The organism is Halocynthiibacter sp. SDUM655004 (assembly GCF_026015885.1).
Taxonomy (GTDB): Bacteria; Pseudomonadota; Alphaproteobacteria; order Rhodobacterales; family Rhodobacteraceae; genus Falsihalocynthiibacter; species Falsihalocynthiibacter halioticoli.
Genome location: NZ_JAPDUG010000002.1, coordinates 912,993 through 929,226, shown reverse-complemented (window position 1 = coordinate 929,226; position 16,234 = coordinate 912,993). Strand labels below are relative to the sequence as shown.

Below are 16,234 nucleotides of genomic sequence, written 5' to 3'. Positions count from 1 at the left end.
ACAAATGCCTACATTCACAGCACTGACAACGTTGCAAGGCAAGGCCGAGGCCAACAAGCTCGGCGAAGCCATGGAAAACATGACCGTTGAACCAACGGGTGTTGGTGTTTTCGAAGTTGAGGACGGCTCTGGTCTTTGGGAAGTTGGCGGCTATTTCCTTGAGGCGCCGGACGAGGGAGAATTGGCATTACTGTCCGCGATGGCGGGGGCAAAACCATTCGTAGTATCCGAAGTGCCGGATGTGGACTGGGTTGCCCATGTAAAGCGCGAGCTTGCGCCAGTTCCTGCTGGGCGGTTCTATGTATACGGCAGCCACGATGCGGATACCGTTCCTGACGACGCGGTGCCATTGTTGATTGATGCGGCTATGGCATTTGGCACAGGTCATCACGGAACAACGCTCGGATGCCTTCAGGCGCTTGATCGTTTGGCAACCGAAGGGTTTGTCGGCAAGAACGTGGCGGATATTGGATGTGGTACGGCGGTTCTTGCTATGGCCGCTGCGCGGATCTGGCCAGGTGTCGTTTTGGCGAGTGATATCGATGAGGTTGCTGTTGAAGTTGCTGAAAACAACGTGAAAGCCAATAACCTAGACGGGCGCGTTGAGTGTGTGGAAGCAGCAGGCTTCGAGCACCCAACCCTAAAGGCGAAAGCGCCGTTTGATCTTGTTTTTGCGAATATCCTTAAGGGGCCGTTGGTTGGACTTTGTCCTGATATGGCGGCCAACATTGCGCCAGAAGGATACGCGATTCTATCTGGAATCTTGAACGAGCAGGCCGATGAGGTCATTGAAGTTTATACACAAAATAGCTTCAATCTTATCGAAAAGCAGCAGATTGTTGACTGGACGACGCTACTTATTCAGCGAAAAGCCTCGTAAAAGCCTTGAAAGACACGCCATAGCCGCGTTCGCCACATTCTCGCCACATTTTGTTAAGAAAATTCATATTCTTAAGTATAGTATTGAGTTGGTGGGTTTAACGGACGGAGCGCACTATGGCTGATGCCAATATGCAAAGTTTTGAACAACGTGTCGGGCGCATTAACAAGCGTCGCACAAAGATGGCGCGCGGCGTTGTCGAAAATGTCGTGAACAAAGACGGTCTTATTGAGACTAAGGTTCGCCGCCACGGTCCTCGTTTTCCATGGCGTGGGTTGTTCCTGTCGTGCTTGGTTTTCTTCGCGCTGAAGGGGCTCCTGTTGGCGCACCTCGGTCAGGGCACCTATGATAGCCGTGTCGAGAAGCTAAAAGCTGGAACTGTGTTTGAGCAGGTTGGCGGCTGGGCTATGCACGCGGATCCCATCACACAATACGCTGCGGACACCATCCGGACTTACATCCGCTAAGCGCTATTTCATGCAACAAGATAGAAGGTCGCATCGATTGGTGTGGCCTATTGTCGTGTGCGCACACGCGTGATGTCACGCAAAAGAAAACCCGCGTGGCCGATGCGCACGCGGGCTTCTTTAATCTCAATGAAGTCGGGGCTAGAACTTAGCGATGTCGGCACGACAAAGGCCGATGTCATTCAGTTCATGATCGCTCAGTTTGTTGAGCGTTGCGCGTGTTACGCGTGCGTCATTCCAAGCTGCGAGCGATGCAAATACAGAAGCAACATAGTTAAGTGTGCGGCCTGCAAAAGAGGCGCCGTTGGCGAATGAGCGGGTATCAACAGTAGTTACAGCCATGCGAGGCCTCCTTCTTTGTCGTGGTATTTAGTTTATCTGATGAGCGGCAGGTAAGCCGCAAAGCCGAGTCTCGCAAGAGGGTGTTCGCGCATACCCATCATGCGATTCTTGCATGCCTTCTTCGGTTCTATTCGCTGGGTGCAACATGCTTGCTAATTCAGTTAAGGATTGGCAAATGTTCGCGTTTCGTGCTACTTTCGCGCACAACAATTGGTGCAAAGCCAAAAAGTCAGAGCAGGTAGGCATTCTATGAGGGTAGTTGGGATTGATCCGGGGCTAAGAAACCTTGGTTGGGGCGTCATTGACGTTCAAGGCGTTCGGATCACACATGTCGCCAACGGCATCTGTACATCGGACGGAAAAGCAGACCTCGCCTCACGGCTTTTGTCGCTTCACACGCAACTTTCCTCTGTTTTCGCAACATATGCACCCGATAGTGCGGCGGTTGAGCAGACCTTTGTGAACAAGGACGGTGCGGGCACGCTTAAGCTCGGACAGGCGCGGGGCGTTGCGATGCTCGTTCCGGCGCAGGCGGGGTTGGATGTGGGCGAATATTCTCCGAACAAGGTCAAGAAAACGGTCGTGGGCGTTGGCCATGCCGACAAAGGGCAAGTTGCGCATATGGTTAAGATGCAGCTCCCAGGTGTTGTGCTTGCTGGGCCAGATGCCGCAGACGCTTTGGCGATTGCGATCTGCCATGCCCATCATGCACAGTCCGCAGGGCATTTGGCAAAGGCCGTGAAACAAGCAGAAAAGCGAGTGGCGATGTGATTGGCAAAATTTCCGGTCGGCTGGAATATCGAAGCACAGACCACGTCATGATTGATGTGCGGGGTGTTGGGTATCTCGTTTATGTAACGGAACGGACAATGGCCGCCCTGCCGCAGATCGGCGAGCAAGTGGCGCTTTATACCGAGTTATTGGTGCGCGAGGATAATCTTCAACTCTTTGGCTTTACCAGTTTGATCGAGAAAGAGTGGCACAGGTTGCTTGTATCGGTTCAAGGGGTCGGGGCTAAAGCGTCGATGGCGATCTTAGGAACCATTGGCGCAGAAGGTGTCGGTCGCGCAATTTCTCTCGGAGACTGGAATGCAGTCAAGGCCGCGAAGGGGGTTGGTCCGAAAACAGCGCAGCGTATTGTTCTGGAACTCAAAGAGAAAGCACCCAATGTCATGGCGCTTGGCGGTACTTTGGCAGATGCCGAAGGGATAGCTCCGGCAGCGCCTTCGAGTGAGGATGTTGTTGAGGTTGTTGAGCCTGCGCCCAAGAGAAAGTCGGCTCCGTCTTCGGCGGCGGCACAATCGGAAGCGCTTTCCGCACTAACCAACCTTGGTTACAATCCGAGCGAAGCCGCAAGCGCTGTGGCGCAGGCCGCCAGTGATACGCCCGAAGCGCAAACGACTGATCTAATTCGCGCCGCGTTGCGGCTTCTGGCACCGAAAGGCTAGCCCGTGTATCCACCCGATAGTCCGCAGCCAGACCCGACCATTCGCCCTGAAGCCCGCCCCGAGGACGCAGACCGCGCTCTTCGGCCACAGGTGCTCGAAGAATTCATTGGCCAAGCCGAGGCGCGCGCAAACTTGCGGATTTTCATTGAAAGCGCAAAACAGCGTGAAGAGGCGATGGACCACGTTTTGTTTCACGGACCTCCTGGCCTTGGTAAAACCACGCTGGCGCAAATCATGGCCCGTGAGTTGGGCGTAAACTTTCGCATGACAAGTGGCCCTGTGCTCGCAAAAGCCGGTGATCTCGCAGCAATCCTGACAAACCTAGAGGCGCGGGATGTGTTGTTTATCGACGAGATTCACCGCCTTAATCCTGCAGTTGAAGAAGTTCTGTATCCTGCGCTTGAGGATTTCGAACTTGATCTCGTTATCGGCGAAGGCCCTGCGGCAAGGACGGTTCGGATCGAGCTCCAACCCTTCACGCTTGTCGGGGCGACAACACGCATGGGGCTATTGACCACGCCATTACGCGACCGGTTTGGCATCCCTACGCGGTTGCAATTCTATTCAATCGAAGAACTCAACGAAATTGTCACCCGTGGTGCGCGGCTTTTGAATGTTCCGTCTGAGCCCGATGGCGCGATGGAGATTGCCAAGCGAGCGCGCGGCACACCTCGAATTGCTGGGCGCCTGCTTCGCCGTGTTGTGGATTTTGCATTGGTGGAAGGTAGTGGTGTCATCACGCAGCAGCTTGCTGATCATGCGCTGACGCGGCTTGGTGTTGATCACCTCGGGCTCGACGGTGCGGATCGCCGATACTTGCGTTTGGTGGCCGAGAATTATGGTGGCGGGCCGGTGGGCATCGAAACCATGTCGGCCGCGCTGTCGGAAAGCCGCGATAGCCTAGAGGAAGTGATTGAGCCCTATCTGCTTCAGCAAGGGTTGATTCAACGGACACCGCGCGGCCGGATGTTGGCACAAAAGGCATGGACACATCTTGGCATTGCACCGCCCAAGTCGCCCGATCAACCTCAGCTGTTTGGCAAGTAGGCGGGTTGCATGAAGGGCTCAAAATTTTTATGTCCCCCTGCAATGACATGGATAAAGGGTGACGCATGACCGCTATAACGCCGGAAGAGATCGAAAGCCTGTTTGAGCGCGGTGGTGCTTACGGATTTTCCCGCTGGGGGAGGCCTATTGCGCCCGTTGTGTTTGGTGTTGAGGAAGAAACTATCTCTGTGGTGAAGGGTGCGCTCGAAGCGCTGTGTTCCTTGGCGCGGCACGAGTTGGCCGAAACTGATCCCGAGTTGGGCAGCAACCTAATGGTGTTCTTTATCCGCGAATGGAGTGACCTGAAGGGCGTTCCAGATATCGATCGCTTGATCCCCGAAATGGATCCTCTCCTTGCGCGTTTGGACGAAGCTAAAGCAAACCAGTACCGCTTTTTCCGCTTTGACGAGCAGGGTGCGATTAAGGCTGGTTTCGTGTTCCTAAGAATGGATGACACGCTTGCCGACATCCCCGCCGACGTCCTTGTCTTGGGGCAGATGGTCCAGATTATGCTGCTGTGGGGCGAGAAGGCCTTTGCCGAGCGTTCGCCGTTGGCCATTCACCCAGAAACGAAAGCAACCGTTTTGCGCCCTGAAATCGCACAGGTCATTCAGGCCGCTTATGATTCTGTATTGCCCGCTACGGCTCAGGATTCCAGTCATGCTTTGCGCCTGTTTGCTCGGATCTCTGCGGTTGGTTAAATTGCGTTTGCGAGGCCTTCACGGCAAACTACGCATCATTGGAAAAAGTTCGAGGTAAATCGTGCCCCATATCTTCCCGCTTCGGGTGTATTACGAAGACACCGATCTGGCAGGCATCGTTTACTATGCCAATTACCTCAAGTTTATCGAGCGGGCGCGTACGGAATACGTTCGGGAGTTGGGCGTTGATCAGTCGGCGCTCAAGCGCGACACAGGCCTTGTTTTTGCGGTTCGCCGAGTAGAGGCTGATTACTTTCAGCCAGCAATTTTCGACGATGTGCTAACAGTGGAAACCTCTGTTGAAGCGGCAACGGGTGCACGTTTTGTTATGCTGCAGCAGGTGAAGCGCGGCGAGACGGTTTTGTTCTCTGCGCATGTGACTTTGGTGGCGCTTAACCTAAATACGGGAAATCCAGCCCGAATACCGGCGGATATTCGCCAGTTACTGCTTTGTGATTAAACATTTTGTCGCTTTCAGGAGCTTTGCGTAGCAATCCTCGTGTGAATACGATAGAATCCGCGTTAATCAGAGCCGGAACACCGGCCTTTAGTAACGAGCAGGCATATGGAAACAGAAACCCTTGCAGTGGCGCAGGAGATTGATTTCTCCTTCTTGGCGCTTTTTTTGCGCGCAACTTTCACGGTTAAAATCGTGATGATCATGCTGATCGTCGCATCGTTTTGGTCGTGGGCGATTATTATTCAAAAGACGCTGAACTATCGACGGGCCCGTAGTGAATCGAGCGAATTCGATCACGCGTTCTGGTCTGGCGAGCCTCTGGACGGGCTTTTCGATCAAATTGCGGGCGATCCACAGGGCGCATCGCAGAAGATATTCTCCGCAGGCATGTTGGAATGGCGGCGCAGTCATCGACACGACGGCGGATTGATCGCAGGCGCACAGGCGCGGATTGATCGCTCCATGGATGTGGCGCTCGCGAAAGAGAGTGAGTCACTCACGCAAGGCTTGCCTTTCCTCGCGACTGTTGGCGCGACCGCACCATTTGTTGGTTTGTTCGGTACGGTTTGGGGCATCAAACACGCCTTTGAAGAGATCGCCATTCAGCAAAGCACCAACCTCGCCGTTGTTGCGCCCGGTATTGCCGAGGCTCTGTTGGCGACGGCTCTTGGCCTTCTGGCGGCTATTCCGGCGGTTATCTTCTATAACAAACTGTCCGCTGACAGTGATCGTTTGATTGCGGGGCACGAAGCCTTCGCCGACGAATTCTCTACCATTCTGAGCCGTCAGTTGGATAGCTGATATGGGCGCGGGTGTAATGCAAGGTGGAGGAGGGGGTGGCCGACGAGGCCGCCGCCGCCAGAGCGGCAAGAACAAACCTATGTCGGAAATTAACGTCACGCCCTTTGTGGACGTGATGCTTGTTTTGCTAATTATCTTCATGGTCGCAGCGCCACTCATGACCGTTGGAGTTCCGGTAGAATTGCCGAAAACCGCGGCCAAAGCATTGCCGAGCGAGCAAGAGGAGCCGCTGACACTGTCGCTAACGGCGGATGGTCGGCTGGTTCTGATGAGTACAGATATTGCCGCCGAGGAGTTGATCCCCAAACTGCGCGCGATTGCTGCGGAGCGGGCGGACAACAAGGTGTTTTTACGCGCCGATGGGGCAATCCCCTATGAACAAGTAGTGCAGATCATGGGCGCGCTTAACGCGGGCGGGTTCAATGATATTGGCCTCGTTACCGACACCGGCGGTCCCACGCTGAACGGCAGCGACGGGTAGCGGTCTACAGTGCGCACCGGTTACTATATCTCGGGATTTGGCCACGCGCTCTTGATCCTGTGGGTTCTGTTCGGGGGCCTGTTTCTTCGTGCGCGCGAACCGGTTTCGGTTGAGACGACCCAAGTCTCGCTGATCTCGCCCGAAGAGTTCGCACAAATCGCTACGCCATCTGTTGCACCTGATGTGGATACCGAAGTTGAACCGCCTGCACAGCCAGAGCCAGACGTGCCTGCCGAGCCTGAACCCGTGCAGCCGGAAGAAACCGCGCCCGAAGTTCCAGAGCAGCCGGAACAGATCATTGCCGAGCCGACCGAAGCGCCAGAGATAACCGAAGTTGCTCCAAATCCGGTTGTGCCGGATGAACCACAGATTGTGCCGCTAGCACCAGTTGCGCCAGAGGCCGTTGAGCGCCCTGCAGACCGTGTTGCGCCAGAACCAGTGATCAATGATACCCCAGAGCAACCAATTGATGTTGTTACCCAAGAGGCCGCAGAAACCGCAGAGGATACGCCGCCTGATCCTGTAGAGGAGCCAGTTGAGGAAACAACAGTACAGGAAGAAGCCTCAAACAAGATCGTTGCCGAAGCGATCGAGCCGCCGAAATCTTCGCCGCGGCCACCTTCGCGCCCTGAACGCCCTCAACCCGTCGTCGAGCAGCCTGAAGAGCCAGAAGAACCGGATCAACCAGAGCAGCAAGATGATATTCTCGCGGCGCTGAACGAGGCAAACGAAACCCCCGCACCAAGCGAAGCCCCGCAGCCGGCCAGCGGACCGCCACTTACTTTTGGCGAGAAGGAGTCGCTGCGCGTTGCAGTGTCTCAATGCTGGAACGTTGGTGCACTGTCGGGCGAGGCGTTGCGGACAACAGTGGTTGCGTCTCTCTCGGTTGGCCGCGATGGTGTACCTGACGCCACTTCGGTTAGAATGATTGATTATAGTGGTGGTTCAAAAGACGCCGCCGATAGAGCGTTTGCAGCCGCGCGCCGAGCCATTATCATGTGTGGCAGCAAGGGTTTTAACCTTCCTGCTGAAAAATACGATCATTGGAAAGAAATAGAGATAACCTTTGATCCAGTTAAAATGAGGAATAGATAGCTATGTTCCGATTGATTGCCCTCGTTCTTGCTCTCATCGTTGCTGGTGTTGGTCACAAGGCAACGGCCGAACCTTTGCGTATTACCGTAACTGATGGTGTGATCGAGCCCATGCCGGTCGCCGTGCCCGACTTCGTGGCCGAAACCGCAGGATCAAGCGAGATGGCTTCGCAGATCAGCCGCGTTGTCGTTGCGGATCTTGTCGGTACGGACCTGTTCCGCGAAATCCCGAAAAATGCATACATCTCGAATATCACAAGCTTCACCAGCCCGATCCAATATGCCGATTGGCGCGCGATCAACACGCAGGCGCTGATTACCGGCGCGGTGAGTGTTTCGGGTGATCGGTTGACGGTTAAGTTCCGGCTTTTTGATGTGGTGTCCGGTGCGCCAATGGGAGAAGGGCTCCAGTTTGGCGGAACCACGCAAAGCTGGCGGCGCATGGCGCACAAGGTTGCGGATGCGGTTTACAGCCGGATCACAGGCGAGGGGGGCTACTTTGATAGCCGCGTTGTCTATGTTGCGGAGACAGGCCCCAAGAACGCCCGCAAAAAGCGGCTTGCGGTCATGGATTACGATGGCGCGAATGTTCAGTATCTAACAGGCGATGAGTCTCTTGTTCTTGCGCCGCGATTCTCGCCAACAGGGGACCGCGTTCTTTATACGTCCTATGAAACAGGCTTTCCTCGGATTTACCTGCTCGACGTGGCAACCGTTGGCCGCCGTATTCTTGAGCAACAAGAAGGTACCATGAGCTTTGCTCCGCGCTTTTCTCCTGATGGGAACACGGTGGTTTACTCGCTGTCTCGGGGCGGGAATACCGATATCTACACGCTCAACCTTTCTACGGGCGCGTCGAGCCGCTTAACACAGACACCGTCAATCGAAACCGCGCCAAGCTATTCTCCTGACGGTAGCAAAATCGTGTTCGAAAGCGATCGAAGCGGTGGTCAGCAACTCTACATCATGTCGGCAAATGGCGGCGAAGCGCGTCGGATCAGCTCTGGTTCCGGCCGGTACGGTACGCCGGTCTGGTCCCCTCGCGGAGATTTGATCGCCTTTACCAAGCAACACAATGGCCGTTTCCACATTGGCGTAATGCGCACAGATGGAAGCGAAGAGCGGCTTCTAACCACATCGCGCCTTGACGAAGGGCCAACATGGTCCCCCAATGGGCGCGTGATTATGTTTACGCGTGAGACGCTTGGTTCTGGCAGCACGTCATCTCTCTATTCGGTGGACGTGACGGGTCGTAGCCTCAAACGGGTTCAAACGCAGGGTGCAGCAAGTGATCCCGCGTGGTCGCCGCTGTTGAAGTAATAGCTATTGAAAGCGCACGCGCGCGAGCAAGATGTTGCGCAAAAACGAACAAAGGTGGGAAGTGATATGAAACAGTTTACAAAGGTTGCGCTGGTGGTTGCAGCGCTTGGTCTGGCGGCTTGTTCCAACACAACTGGCGGATTTGGTGGCGGTGCCGGTTCTGGAAGCGGCGGACTGAACGGCGATGTTAACGATCCAACTTCCGTCGCCTATTTCAACACCACCATCGGTGATCGCGTTCTGTTCGAAGTTGATCAAAGCACGCTGACTGAAGAAGGCAAAGCAACCCTCGCAGGGCAGGCTGTATGGCTCATGAACAACGGCGAGTATACTGCCATTATTGAAGGCCACGCAGACGAACAAGGCACACGCGAGTATAACCTCGCGCTCGGCGAGCGCCGCGCAAATGCCGCCTATCAGTTCCTTGTGTCGCAAGGTGTGGCGAGCAACCGGTTGCAAACTGTGAGCTTTGGCAAGGAACGTCCACTTGAGATTTGTTCCGAGGAAAGCTGTTATCGTCAGAACCGTCGCGCGGTGACGGTTGTTGCAGCAGGGGCAGGCGTGTGATTTCGTTCCTAAGACAAACTACGGTCGCAGCAGCACTGGTCTGCGCATCTTGGACTGCTGTGCCTGTGCAAGCGCAGGATCAGACGCTCGCGGACCTCAGGCAAGAGCTTTCGGTCGTTTATGTAGAGATCCAGAAGCTCAAGCGCGAACTGTCTACGACGGGTTTGTCTGGCGGTACAGATCAGGCAGGTACATTGCTTGAGCGGATCGAAACCATCGAGGCCCAACTACAGAGCGTGACTGCGCGGTCCGAAGAGATCGAACTGCGCCTGAACCGCGTTGTCAAAGACGGCACAACGCGTATTGGTGACCTTGAGTTTCGGATTTGCGAGCTTGAACCAAATTGCGATATTTCGAAAATTGAGTTTGGCAGCACACTTGGTGGCGATGTTCCCGAAGTTGCGCCTTCGCAGCCATCGACCGAACAAGGTGGTCAGCTTGCCGTGGGCGAAGAGGCAGATTTCGCCGCAGCAAAAGCAGAGCTGGACGCGCAAAACTATCTGCAAGCGGTTGAGAAATTCGAAAACTTTTTGCGGGACTATCAAGGGAGCCGCCTGACAAGTGAGGCGCAGTTCCTAAGTGGTCTTGCTTATGAAGGTGCGGGCGATGTGCAGCCCGCTGCGCGCGCATTTTTGGAAAGCTTCTCTGGAGCGCCAGATGGGCCGCTCGCGCCGCGCGCCTTGTTTAAACTCGGCTCTTCTCTCGGCACGCTCGGTCAACAGAACGAAGCCTGCCTGACTCTCGGAGAGGTCGAGGCTCGTTTCCCAACTGCGCCTGAAGTTGCAGAAGCAAACACCAGACGTCAGGAGCTTGGTTGCTTGTGACGCCCACAAGTTGGACACACGAACATCAAGAGGCGCTCGCTACCAAGCTGGCGCCTTTTGCCATTGATGGGCTTGGGCTTGCGGTTTCTGGAGGCTCGGATTCACTTGCAATGCTCTATCTGATTGCCGACTGGGCTTCAGAAGCTGGTGTGACGGTTAAAGTAGCGACAGTTGATCATGGGCTGCGCGCTGAGGCGAAAGACGAAGCAAAGCTCGTTGCAGAACATTGCCGAACTCTAGGAGTCCCGCATTCCACATTGGAGTGGCGAGGATGGGATGGCACCGGAAATCTGCAATCAATGGCGCGCAAGGCAAGGATCAGCCTGCTTGCCGATTGGGCAAAAGATGTAGATGTCTCAAGAGTTGCGCTTGCCCACACTATGGATGACGTGGCCGAGACGTTTCTGATGCGGCTTGGGCGTGGTGCCGGGGCGGCAGGTCTCGCTAAAATGACAGAAAGCAGAGATGTTTCCGGCGTTGAATTCATTCGGCCGTTGATGGCGTTCCGTCGTTCCGAGTTGCGTGCATACTTGCAGGAACGTGACGCGGCTTGGGTGGAAGATCCGTCTAATCAAGATGACCGATTTGACCGAGTCCGACTTCGCAAGATGCTGCCTGATCTTGAAAGCGCCGGGGTAAACGTTACGAGTATTGCAAAATCTGCGGAGAACTTGCGTGGGGTCTCGGAAGCACTCGATCATTATACGCGTACCGCTGCCGAAGATGCGGTGACGATCGAAGACTGCAATCTTTGGCTTGATCTCGCACGGCTCACTCAACACCCGGCAGAAATTCAGCGTCGTTTGATCTCGGGAGCTGTCGAATGGATGTCTCCTTTTGAATATGCGCCACGCGGAAAGTCTGTGCAGCGCGTTCTGGCGCAACTCAAAGAGCAGGAGCAGACCGTGCTGCGCGGTTGTTTGTTTGTGCGTGTTGGCGAAAGGGTATTGGTCACGCGTGAGTTTGCCGCAGTTGAGGGCTTAAGTGTTGCTGTCGGCGAAGTTTGGGACGGCCGCTGGCTGCTGCGCGGCATTGTTGCGGATGGCGCCGAGGTCCGCGCGCTTGGGTCTGATGGGCTACAACTTTGCCCTGACTGGCGCGAAACGGGCAGAAAACGTGCGGCGCTGCTTGTTTCACCGTCAGTTTGGGTAAGCGGCGAACTTGTGTCCGCTCCATTGGTGGGCAAAGCGAATGCAATCACGGCTGAGCCCCAAAAACATTGGGAAGATTTCCTTCAAACAGCTTTATCGCATTGAAGAATTCGCTTCGATCCTTATTTTAGACGGGTGACGACGCACGGATTCTTATGTGCTGTCAAAATTCTTGAGGAGATGTCCCTTGGGCAACGCGCGAAGTTTCGCATTCTGGATCGTTTTGGGTCTGCTATTTGTCGCTCTTTTTCAGGTGTTTAGCGGTAACCGCAGCACGATGAACAGCAGCGAGTACACTTATTCACAATTTGTTAATGCTGTGAACAGCGGTGAAGTCACCGAAGTAACGATGGACGCCGAGCGGGTGGAGTTTGTTGGCTCTGATGGCCAAAGCCACTGGGCGATCGTTCCGGAAGACGCTGAAATTTCGTCTACGCTGATTGAAAAAGGCATTGAAGTTAAAGCGAACTCGCAAGAGCAGTCTGCGCTTGGGCGCTTTATCATGCTCTTTGGTCCGGTTGCTCTTCTGATTGGTTTTTGGTTCTTCATGATGAACCGCATGCAAGGCGGCGGCAAAGGTGGCGCGATGGGGTTTGGCAAGTCCAAAGCCAAGATGCTTACCGAAAAGCAGGGCCGTGTTACATTTGATGATGTCGCCGGTATTGATGAAGCCAAGGAAGAACTTGAAGAAATTGTTGAGTTCCTGCGTAACCCGCAGAAGTTTAGCCGACTTGGTGGTAAGATTCCTAAAGGCGCGCTTCTGATCGGACCTCCGGGTACAGGTAAAACGCTTCTTGCACGTGCGATCGCAGGCGAAGCGGGTGTTCCTTTCTTTACGATTTCGGGCTCTGATTTTGTTGAAATGTTCGTAGGTGTTGGTGCGAGCCGCGTACGCGACATGTTCGAGCAAGCCAAGAAAAACGCCCCGTGTATCGTATTTATCGATGAGATCGACGCCGTTGGTCGCCATCGTGGCGCCGGTTATGGCGGTGGTAATGATGAGCGCGAGCAGACGCTGAACCAACTCCTTGTTGAGATGGACGGTTTTGAAAGCAACGAGGGCGTGATCCTTCTTGCAGCGACCAACCGTGCTGATGTTCTTGATCCGGCGTTGAAGCGCCCAGGCCGATTTGACCGTCAGGTACAGGTTCCTAATCCGGACATCAAAGGCCGTGAGAAAATCCTCAACGTCCACGCTGCGAAAATCCCGCTCGGGCCGGATGTTGATCTCCGTATTATCGCGCGCGGTACACCTGGATTTTCCGGTGCGGACCTCGCGAACCTTGTGAACGAAAGCGCGCTGATGGCCGCGCGGATCGGGCGCAATGTTGTGACGATGGAAGATTTCGAAATGGCGAAGGACAAGGTCATGATGGGGGCGGAGCGCCGCTCTATGGTCATGACACCTGCGCAAAAAGAAATGACCGCCTATCACGAAGCTGGCCACGCAGTTGTTGGCGTGACCTTGCCGGAATGTGATCCGGTTTACAAAGCTACGATTATTCCGCGTGGTGGCGCGCTTGGTATGGTGATGAGCCTTCCTGAAATGGATCGGCTAAACTATCACAAGGACCAGTGCGAACAGCAGATCGCGATGACGATGGCCGGTAAAGCTGCCGAAATCATCAAGTTCGGCGCGGATCGTGTGTCGAATGGCCCTTCTGGAGATATCCAGCAAGCCAGCGGCCTCGCACGGGCGATGGTGATGCGCTGGGGTATGTCCGATAAAGTCGGCAACATTGATTACCAGCAGGCCCATGAAGGATATATGGGCAACGGCGGCGGCGGATTGTCTATTTCCGCTCATACCAAGGAACTTGTCGAAGAAGAGGTTAAACGCCTGATCGACGAGGGATATAAAACTGCGCGCAAAATCTTGCTCGAGAAATCGGAAGAATTTGAACGTCTTGCGCAGGGTCTGCTTGAGTATGAGACTCTGACGGGCGAGGAAATTGAGCGCGTGATGCGCGGCGAGCCACCCCAAATCGACGATGACGAGGACAAGCCGGATACGGGCAGCGCGCCAAGTGTCACGGCGATTCCGAAAACCAAGCCGAAAAAGCCCAAGTCGGGCGGCGGCATGGAGCCAGAGCCGACAGCATAGTTCGCAACAAAGATAGCGCCGCATGGACCTCCATGCGGCGTTTTTGTTTTGACTATCGCTCAGCGGCAATTGCAAACTCGTCGTCGCAACATTCAAAACAGGGGTCTTATGCCTGCACTTAAAGCAACGGATTTTTTCTGTGAGATCGTCTGGCTGGGATGCGTTCTTGACCGCAATGAAAGCCTCTTGGCGACGCCAATGGATGAAATGGAGCTTACCTTTTCCGGACCCCTTCGTGAGGATCACGGAGGGCTAACGCGACCGTCTTGTTCGCGAGTCATTACGCAATATCCGCGTGGAACTGAAATTCGCAACGTACGCCAACTTACAATTGTCTCTGCCGAAGAGATCGAAGAGATCGCGGAGGCGCTTGAGTTGGAGCAACTTGATCCTGCCTTGTTGGGGGCGAACATGGTTGTGAAAGGCATACCGGATTTTACGGCTGTACCTCCTTCATCGCGACTGCAGGCAGAAAGCGGCGCGACAGTTACGATTGATATGGAGAACCAGCCGTGCAACCTCGTTACGCGCGAAATCGGACTGAAGCATGAAGGCGAGGGCAAGGCGTTCCGCGCGAAAGCTGCAGGCAAGCGCGGTGTCACGGCTTGGGTCGAGCGCGAAGGTACGCTTCGGCGCGGAGATCAATTGCGGCTGCACATTCCAGATCAAAGACCTTGGCCGCACGGATCATAGGCGCCAAGCATTCGCAAAGGCGCTGATTTTTCCGATGTGAAACTTCGCTGGGCGCTTTATATGCGAAAAATGTCGGTTTTACCGCTGTAACTGTGTTCAGTGGTCTGTAGAACCGAAGCATTAGCATTTTAGTCAGGGGCCGTTATGACGTTCAAAACCGATATCGAGATTGCGCGCGAAGGACAAAAGAAGCCGATTCAAGAAGTTGGCGCTCGGTTGGGAATTCAAAGCGAACATTTGCTGCCCTTTGGACATGACAAAGCAAAGGTGAGTGCGGAGTTCATCAAGTCGCTTGAGGGTAAGAAAGACGGTAAACTTATTCTTGTGACTGCTATTAACCCGACGCCGGCGGGTGAGGGTAAAACAACGACCACAGTCGGGCTTGGTGATGGGTTGAACAGCATCGGCAAGAAAGCGGCAATCTGTATCCGCGAGGCCTCGCTTGGTCCGTGTTTCGGTATGAAAGGCGGTGCAGCTGGCGGTGGCTACGCACAGGTCATCCCGATGGAAGATATGAACCTGCACTTCACAGGTGACTTCCACGCGATCACCTCAGCGCACAACCTGCTTTCGGCAATGATTGATAACCACATCTATTGGGGTAATGCGCTTGAGATAGACGAGCGTCGTGTCACATGGCGGCGTGTGATGGACATGAACGACCGTGCGCTCCGCGATACGGTGACGTCGCTTGGTGGCGTTGCAAACGGCTTCCCGCGCCAGACGGGGTTTGACATAACTGTTGCCTCCGAAGTTATGGCGATCCTTTGCCTTGCCAACGATCTGGACGATCTTAAGAAACGGCTCGGTGATATTATCGTCGCCTATCGTCGTGATAGAACGCCGATCTATGCACGTGACATCAAGGCCGATGGCGCAATGACTGTACTTCTACAGCAAGCGATGCAGCCAAATCTTGTTCAGACACTTGAGAACAATCCTGCCTTTGTTCATGGCGGACCGTTTGCGAATATCGCGCATGGGTGTAATTCGGTGATTGCGACGAAAACGGCGTTGAAGCTTGCTGATTATGTTGTGACCGAGGCGGGATTTGGCGCTGACCTTGGGGCCGAGAAATTCATGAACATCAAATGCCGCAAAGCGGGCATCGCGCCTGATTGCGTTGTGCTTGTGGCGACGGTTCGGGCCATGAAGATGAATGGCGGGGTCGCCAAAGCTGATCTTGGTGCCGAAAACGTTGAAGCAGTTCAGCAGGGTTGTGACAACCTCGGGCGTCACATCGCCAACTTGAAATCATTTGGCGTTCCTGTTGTTGTTGGTATTAACCACTTTACCTCAGATACAGACGCGGAAGTTCAAGCGGTGATGGATTATGTTGCCTCGCAAGGTTCCGAGGCGATCCTGTGCAAGCATTGGGAAAAAGGCTCCGCGGGCATTCAAGAACTCGCAACGCGCGTTGCAGAGATTGCAGATGCAGACGTTGCGCAGTTCGCCCCGCTTTACCGCGATAACATGCCGTTGTTTGAGAAAATCGAACGGATTGCGAAATCGATCTATCGTGCGGATGAGGTTCTGGCCGATAAGAAAATCCGCGATCAACTTCGCGCTTGGGAGCAGGATGGCTACGGTGATCTGCCGGTGTGCATGGCGAAAACACAGTATAGCTTTTCGACCGACCCAAATCTGCGCGGCGCGCCAACGGGGCATTCCGTTCCTATTCGTGAGGTCCGCCTTTCAGCAGGCGCGGGGTTTGTCGTCGCGATTTGCGGAGAGATCATGACCATGCCGGGCTTGCCGCGCGTGCCGTCTGCGGAGCAGATTAAGCTCAATGACGCAGGTGAAATCGAAGGTTTGTTCTAGGGGGCGTTGAAGAACTGTCTTGCTCGGAGTATG

Annotated in this window: 18 protein-coding genes; 17 read left to right on the top strand and 1 reads right to left on the bottom strand. The window is 54.7% G+C overall.

Annotated elements, in window-relative coordinates; translation table 11 throughout:
• Positions 1 to 4: 4 nt before the first annotated feature.
• Entirely contained in the window at positions 5 to 880 is an 876-nt protein-coding gene (locus tag N9C89_RS12130) for a 50S ribosomal protein L11 methyltransferase (RefSeq protein ID WP_263954158.1), read from the top strand.
• Positions 881 to 996: 116 nt separating this feature from the next.
• Positions 997 to 1,347: a hypothetical protein gene (locus N9C89_RS12125; RefSeq protein WP_263954156.1), complete on the top strand. Its 351-nt coding sequence runs from the start codon at positions 997 to 999 to the stop codon at positions 1,345 to 1,347.
• A 141-nt stretch (positions 1,348 to 1,488) separates the two neighbouring features.
• Here N9C89_RS12125 and N9C89_RS12120 read toward each other — a convergent pair whose 3' ends face one another.
• Complete coding sequence (locus N9C89_RS12120; protein ID WP_263954154.1) at positions 1,489 to 1,689, bottom strand: DUF1127 domain-containing protein; 201 nt, start codon at positions 1,687 to 1,689, stop codon at positions 1,489 to 1,491.
• Positions 1,690 to 1,938: 249 nt separating this feature from the next.
• On the opposite strand from N9C89_RS12120, the gene ruvC reads away from it, so the two are divergent.
• The 15 genes from ruvC (at position 1,939) to N9C89_RS12045 (ending at position 16,201) form a co-directional block, all read left to right on the top strand.
• On the top strand, positions 1,939 to 2,460 hold the full coding sequence (gene ruvC / locus N9C89_RS12115) for a crossover junction endodeoxyribonuclease RuvC (protein ID WP_263954153.1): 522 nt from the start codon (positions 1,939 to 1,941) through the stop codon (positions 2,458 to 2,460).
• Entirely contained in the window at positions 2,457 to 3,137 is a 681-nt protein-coding gene (gene ruvA / locus N9C89_RS12110) for a Holliday junction branch migration protein RuvA (protein ID WP_263954151.1), read from the top strand. The genes ruvC and ruvA overlap by 4 nt, the downstream gene beginning before the upstream one ends.
• 3 nt (positions 3,138 to 3,140) lie before the next feature.
• Complete coding sequence (gene ruvB / locus N9C89_RS12105) at positions 3,141 to 4,184, top strand: Holliday junction branch migration DNA helicase RuvB (RefSeq protein WP_263954150.1); 1,044 nt, start codon at positions 3,141 to 3,143, stop codon at positions 4,182 to 4,184.
• Positions 4,185 to 4,249: 65 nt separating this feature from the next.
• Complete coding sequence (locus tag N9C89_RS12100) at positions 4,250 to 4,885, top strand: DUF2927 domain-containing protein (RefSeq protein WP_263954148.1); 636 nt, start codon at positions 4,250 to 4,252, stop codon at positions 4,883 to 4,885.
• 61 nt (positions 4,886 to 4,946) lie between these two features.
• On the top strand, positions 4,947 to 5,345 hold the full coding sequence (ybgC, locus tag N9C89_RS12095) for a tol-pal system-associated acyl-CoA thioesterase (protein WP_263954147.1): 399 nt from the start codon (positions 4,947 to 4,949) through the stop codon (positions 5,343 to 5,345).
• Positions 5,346 to 5,450: 105 nt separating this feature from the next.
• Complete coding sequence (gene tolQ / locus N9C89_RS12090; RefSeq protein ID WP_263954146.1) at positions 5,451 to 6,146, top strand: protein TolQ; 696 nt, start codon at positions 5,451 to 5,453, stop codon at positions 6,144 to 6,146.
• A 1-nt stretch (position 6,147) separates the two neighbouring features.
• Positions 6,148 to 6,627 (top strand): protein TolR, encoded by a 480-nt coding sequence (gene tolR / locus N9C89_RS12085; RefSeq protein WP_263954145.1) that lies wholly within the window; start codon positions 6,148 to 6,150, stop codon positions 6,625 to 6,627.
• A gap of 9 nt (positions 6,628 to 6,636) precedes the next feature.
• Entirely contained in the window at positions 6,637 to 7,722 is a 1,086-nt protein-coding gene (locus N9C89_RS12080; protein ID WP_263954144.1) for an energy transducer TonB, read from the top strand.
• A gap of 2 nt (positions 7,723 to 7,724) precedes the next feature.
• Positions 7,725 to 9,041 carry a Tol-Pal system beta propeller repeat protein TolB gene (gene tolB, locus N9C89_RS12075; RefSeq protein WP_394358502.1) on the top strand — a complete coding sequence of 439 codons (1,317 nt, stop codon included), beginning with the start codon at positions 7,725 to 7,727 and terminating at the stop codon, positions 9,039 to 9,041.
• Between the two features lie 66 nt (positions 9,042 to 9,107).
• Positions 9,108 to 9,608, top strand: coding sequence for a peptidoglycan-associated lipoprotein Pal (gene pal / locus N9C89_RS12070; RefSeq protein WP_263954142.1), 501 nt, complete (start codon positions 9,108 to 9,110; stop codon positions 9,606 to 9,608).
• The gene (gene ybgF / locus N9C89_RS12065) at positions 9,605 to 10,432 is read left to right on the top strand and encodes a tol-pal system protein YbgF (protein WP_317134933.1); all 828 of its coding nucleotides are present in this window, start codon (positions 9,605 to 9,607) and stop codon (positions 10,430 to 10,432) included. Before pal ends, ybgF begins: the two co-directional genes overlap by 4 nt.
• Positions 10,429 to 11,688 carry a tRNA lysidine(34) synthetase TilS gene (gene tilS, locus N9C89_RS12060; RefSeq protein WP_263954141.1) on the top strand — a complete coding sequence of 420 codons (1,260 nt, stop codon included), beginning with the start codon at positions 10,429 to 10,431 and terminating at the stop codon, positions 11,686 to 11,688. The genes ybgF and tilS overlap by 4 nt, the downstream gene beginning before the upstream one ends.
• A gap of 82 nt (positions 11,689 to 11,770) precedes the next feature.
• Complete coding sequence (ftsH, locus tag N9C89_RS12055) at positions 11,771 to 13,687, top strand: ATP-dependent zinc metalloprotease FtsH (protein WP_263954140.1); 1,917 nt, start codon at positions 11,771 to 11,773, stop codon at positions 13,685 to 13,687.
• Between the two features lie 108 nt (positions 13,688 to 13,795).
• Positions 13,796 to 14,380: an MOSC domain-containing protein gene (locus N9C89_RS12050; protein ID WP_263954139.1), complete on the top strand. Its 585-nt coding sequence runs from the start codon at positions 13,796 to 13,798 to the stop codon at positions 14,378 to 14,380.
• Positions 14,381 to 14,524: 144 nt separating this feature from the next.
• On the top strand, positions 14,525 to 16,201 hold the full coding sequence (locus tag N9C89_RS12045) for a formate--tetrahydrofolate ligase (protein ID WP_263954138.1): 1,677 nt from the start codon (positions 14,525 to 14,527) through the stop codon (positions 16,199 to 16,201).
• The last annotated feature ends 33 nt before the right edge of the window (positions 16,202 to 16,234 follow it).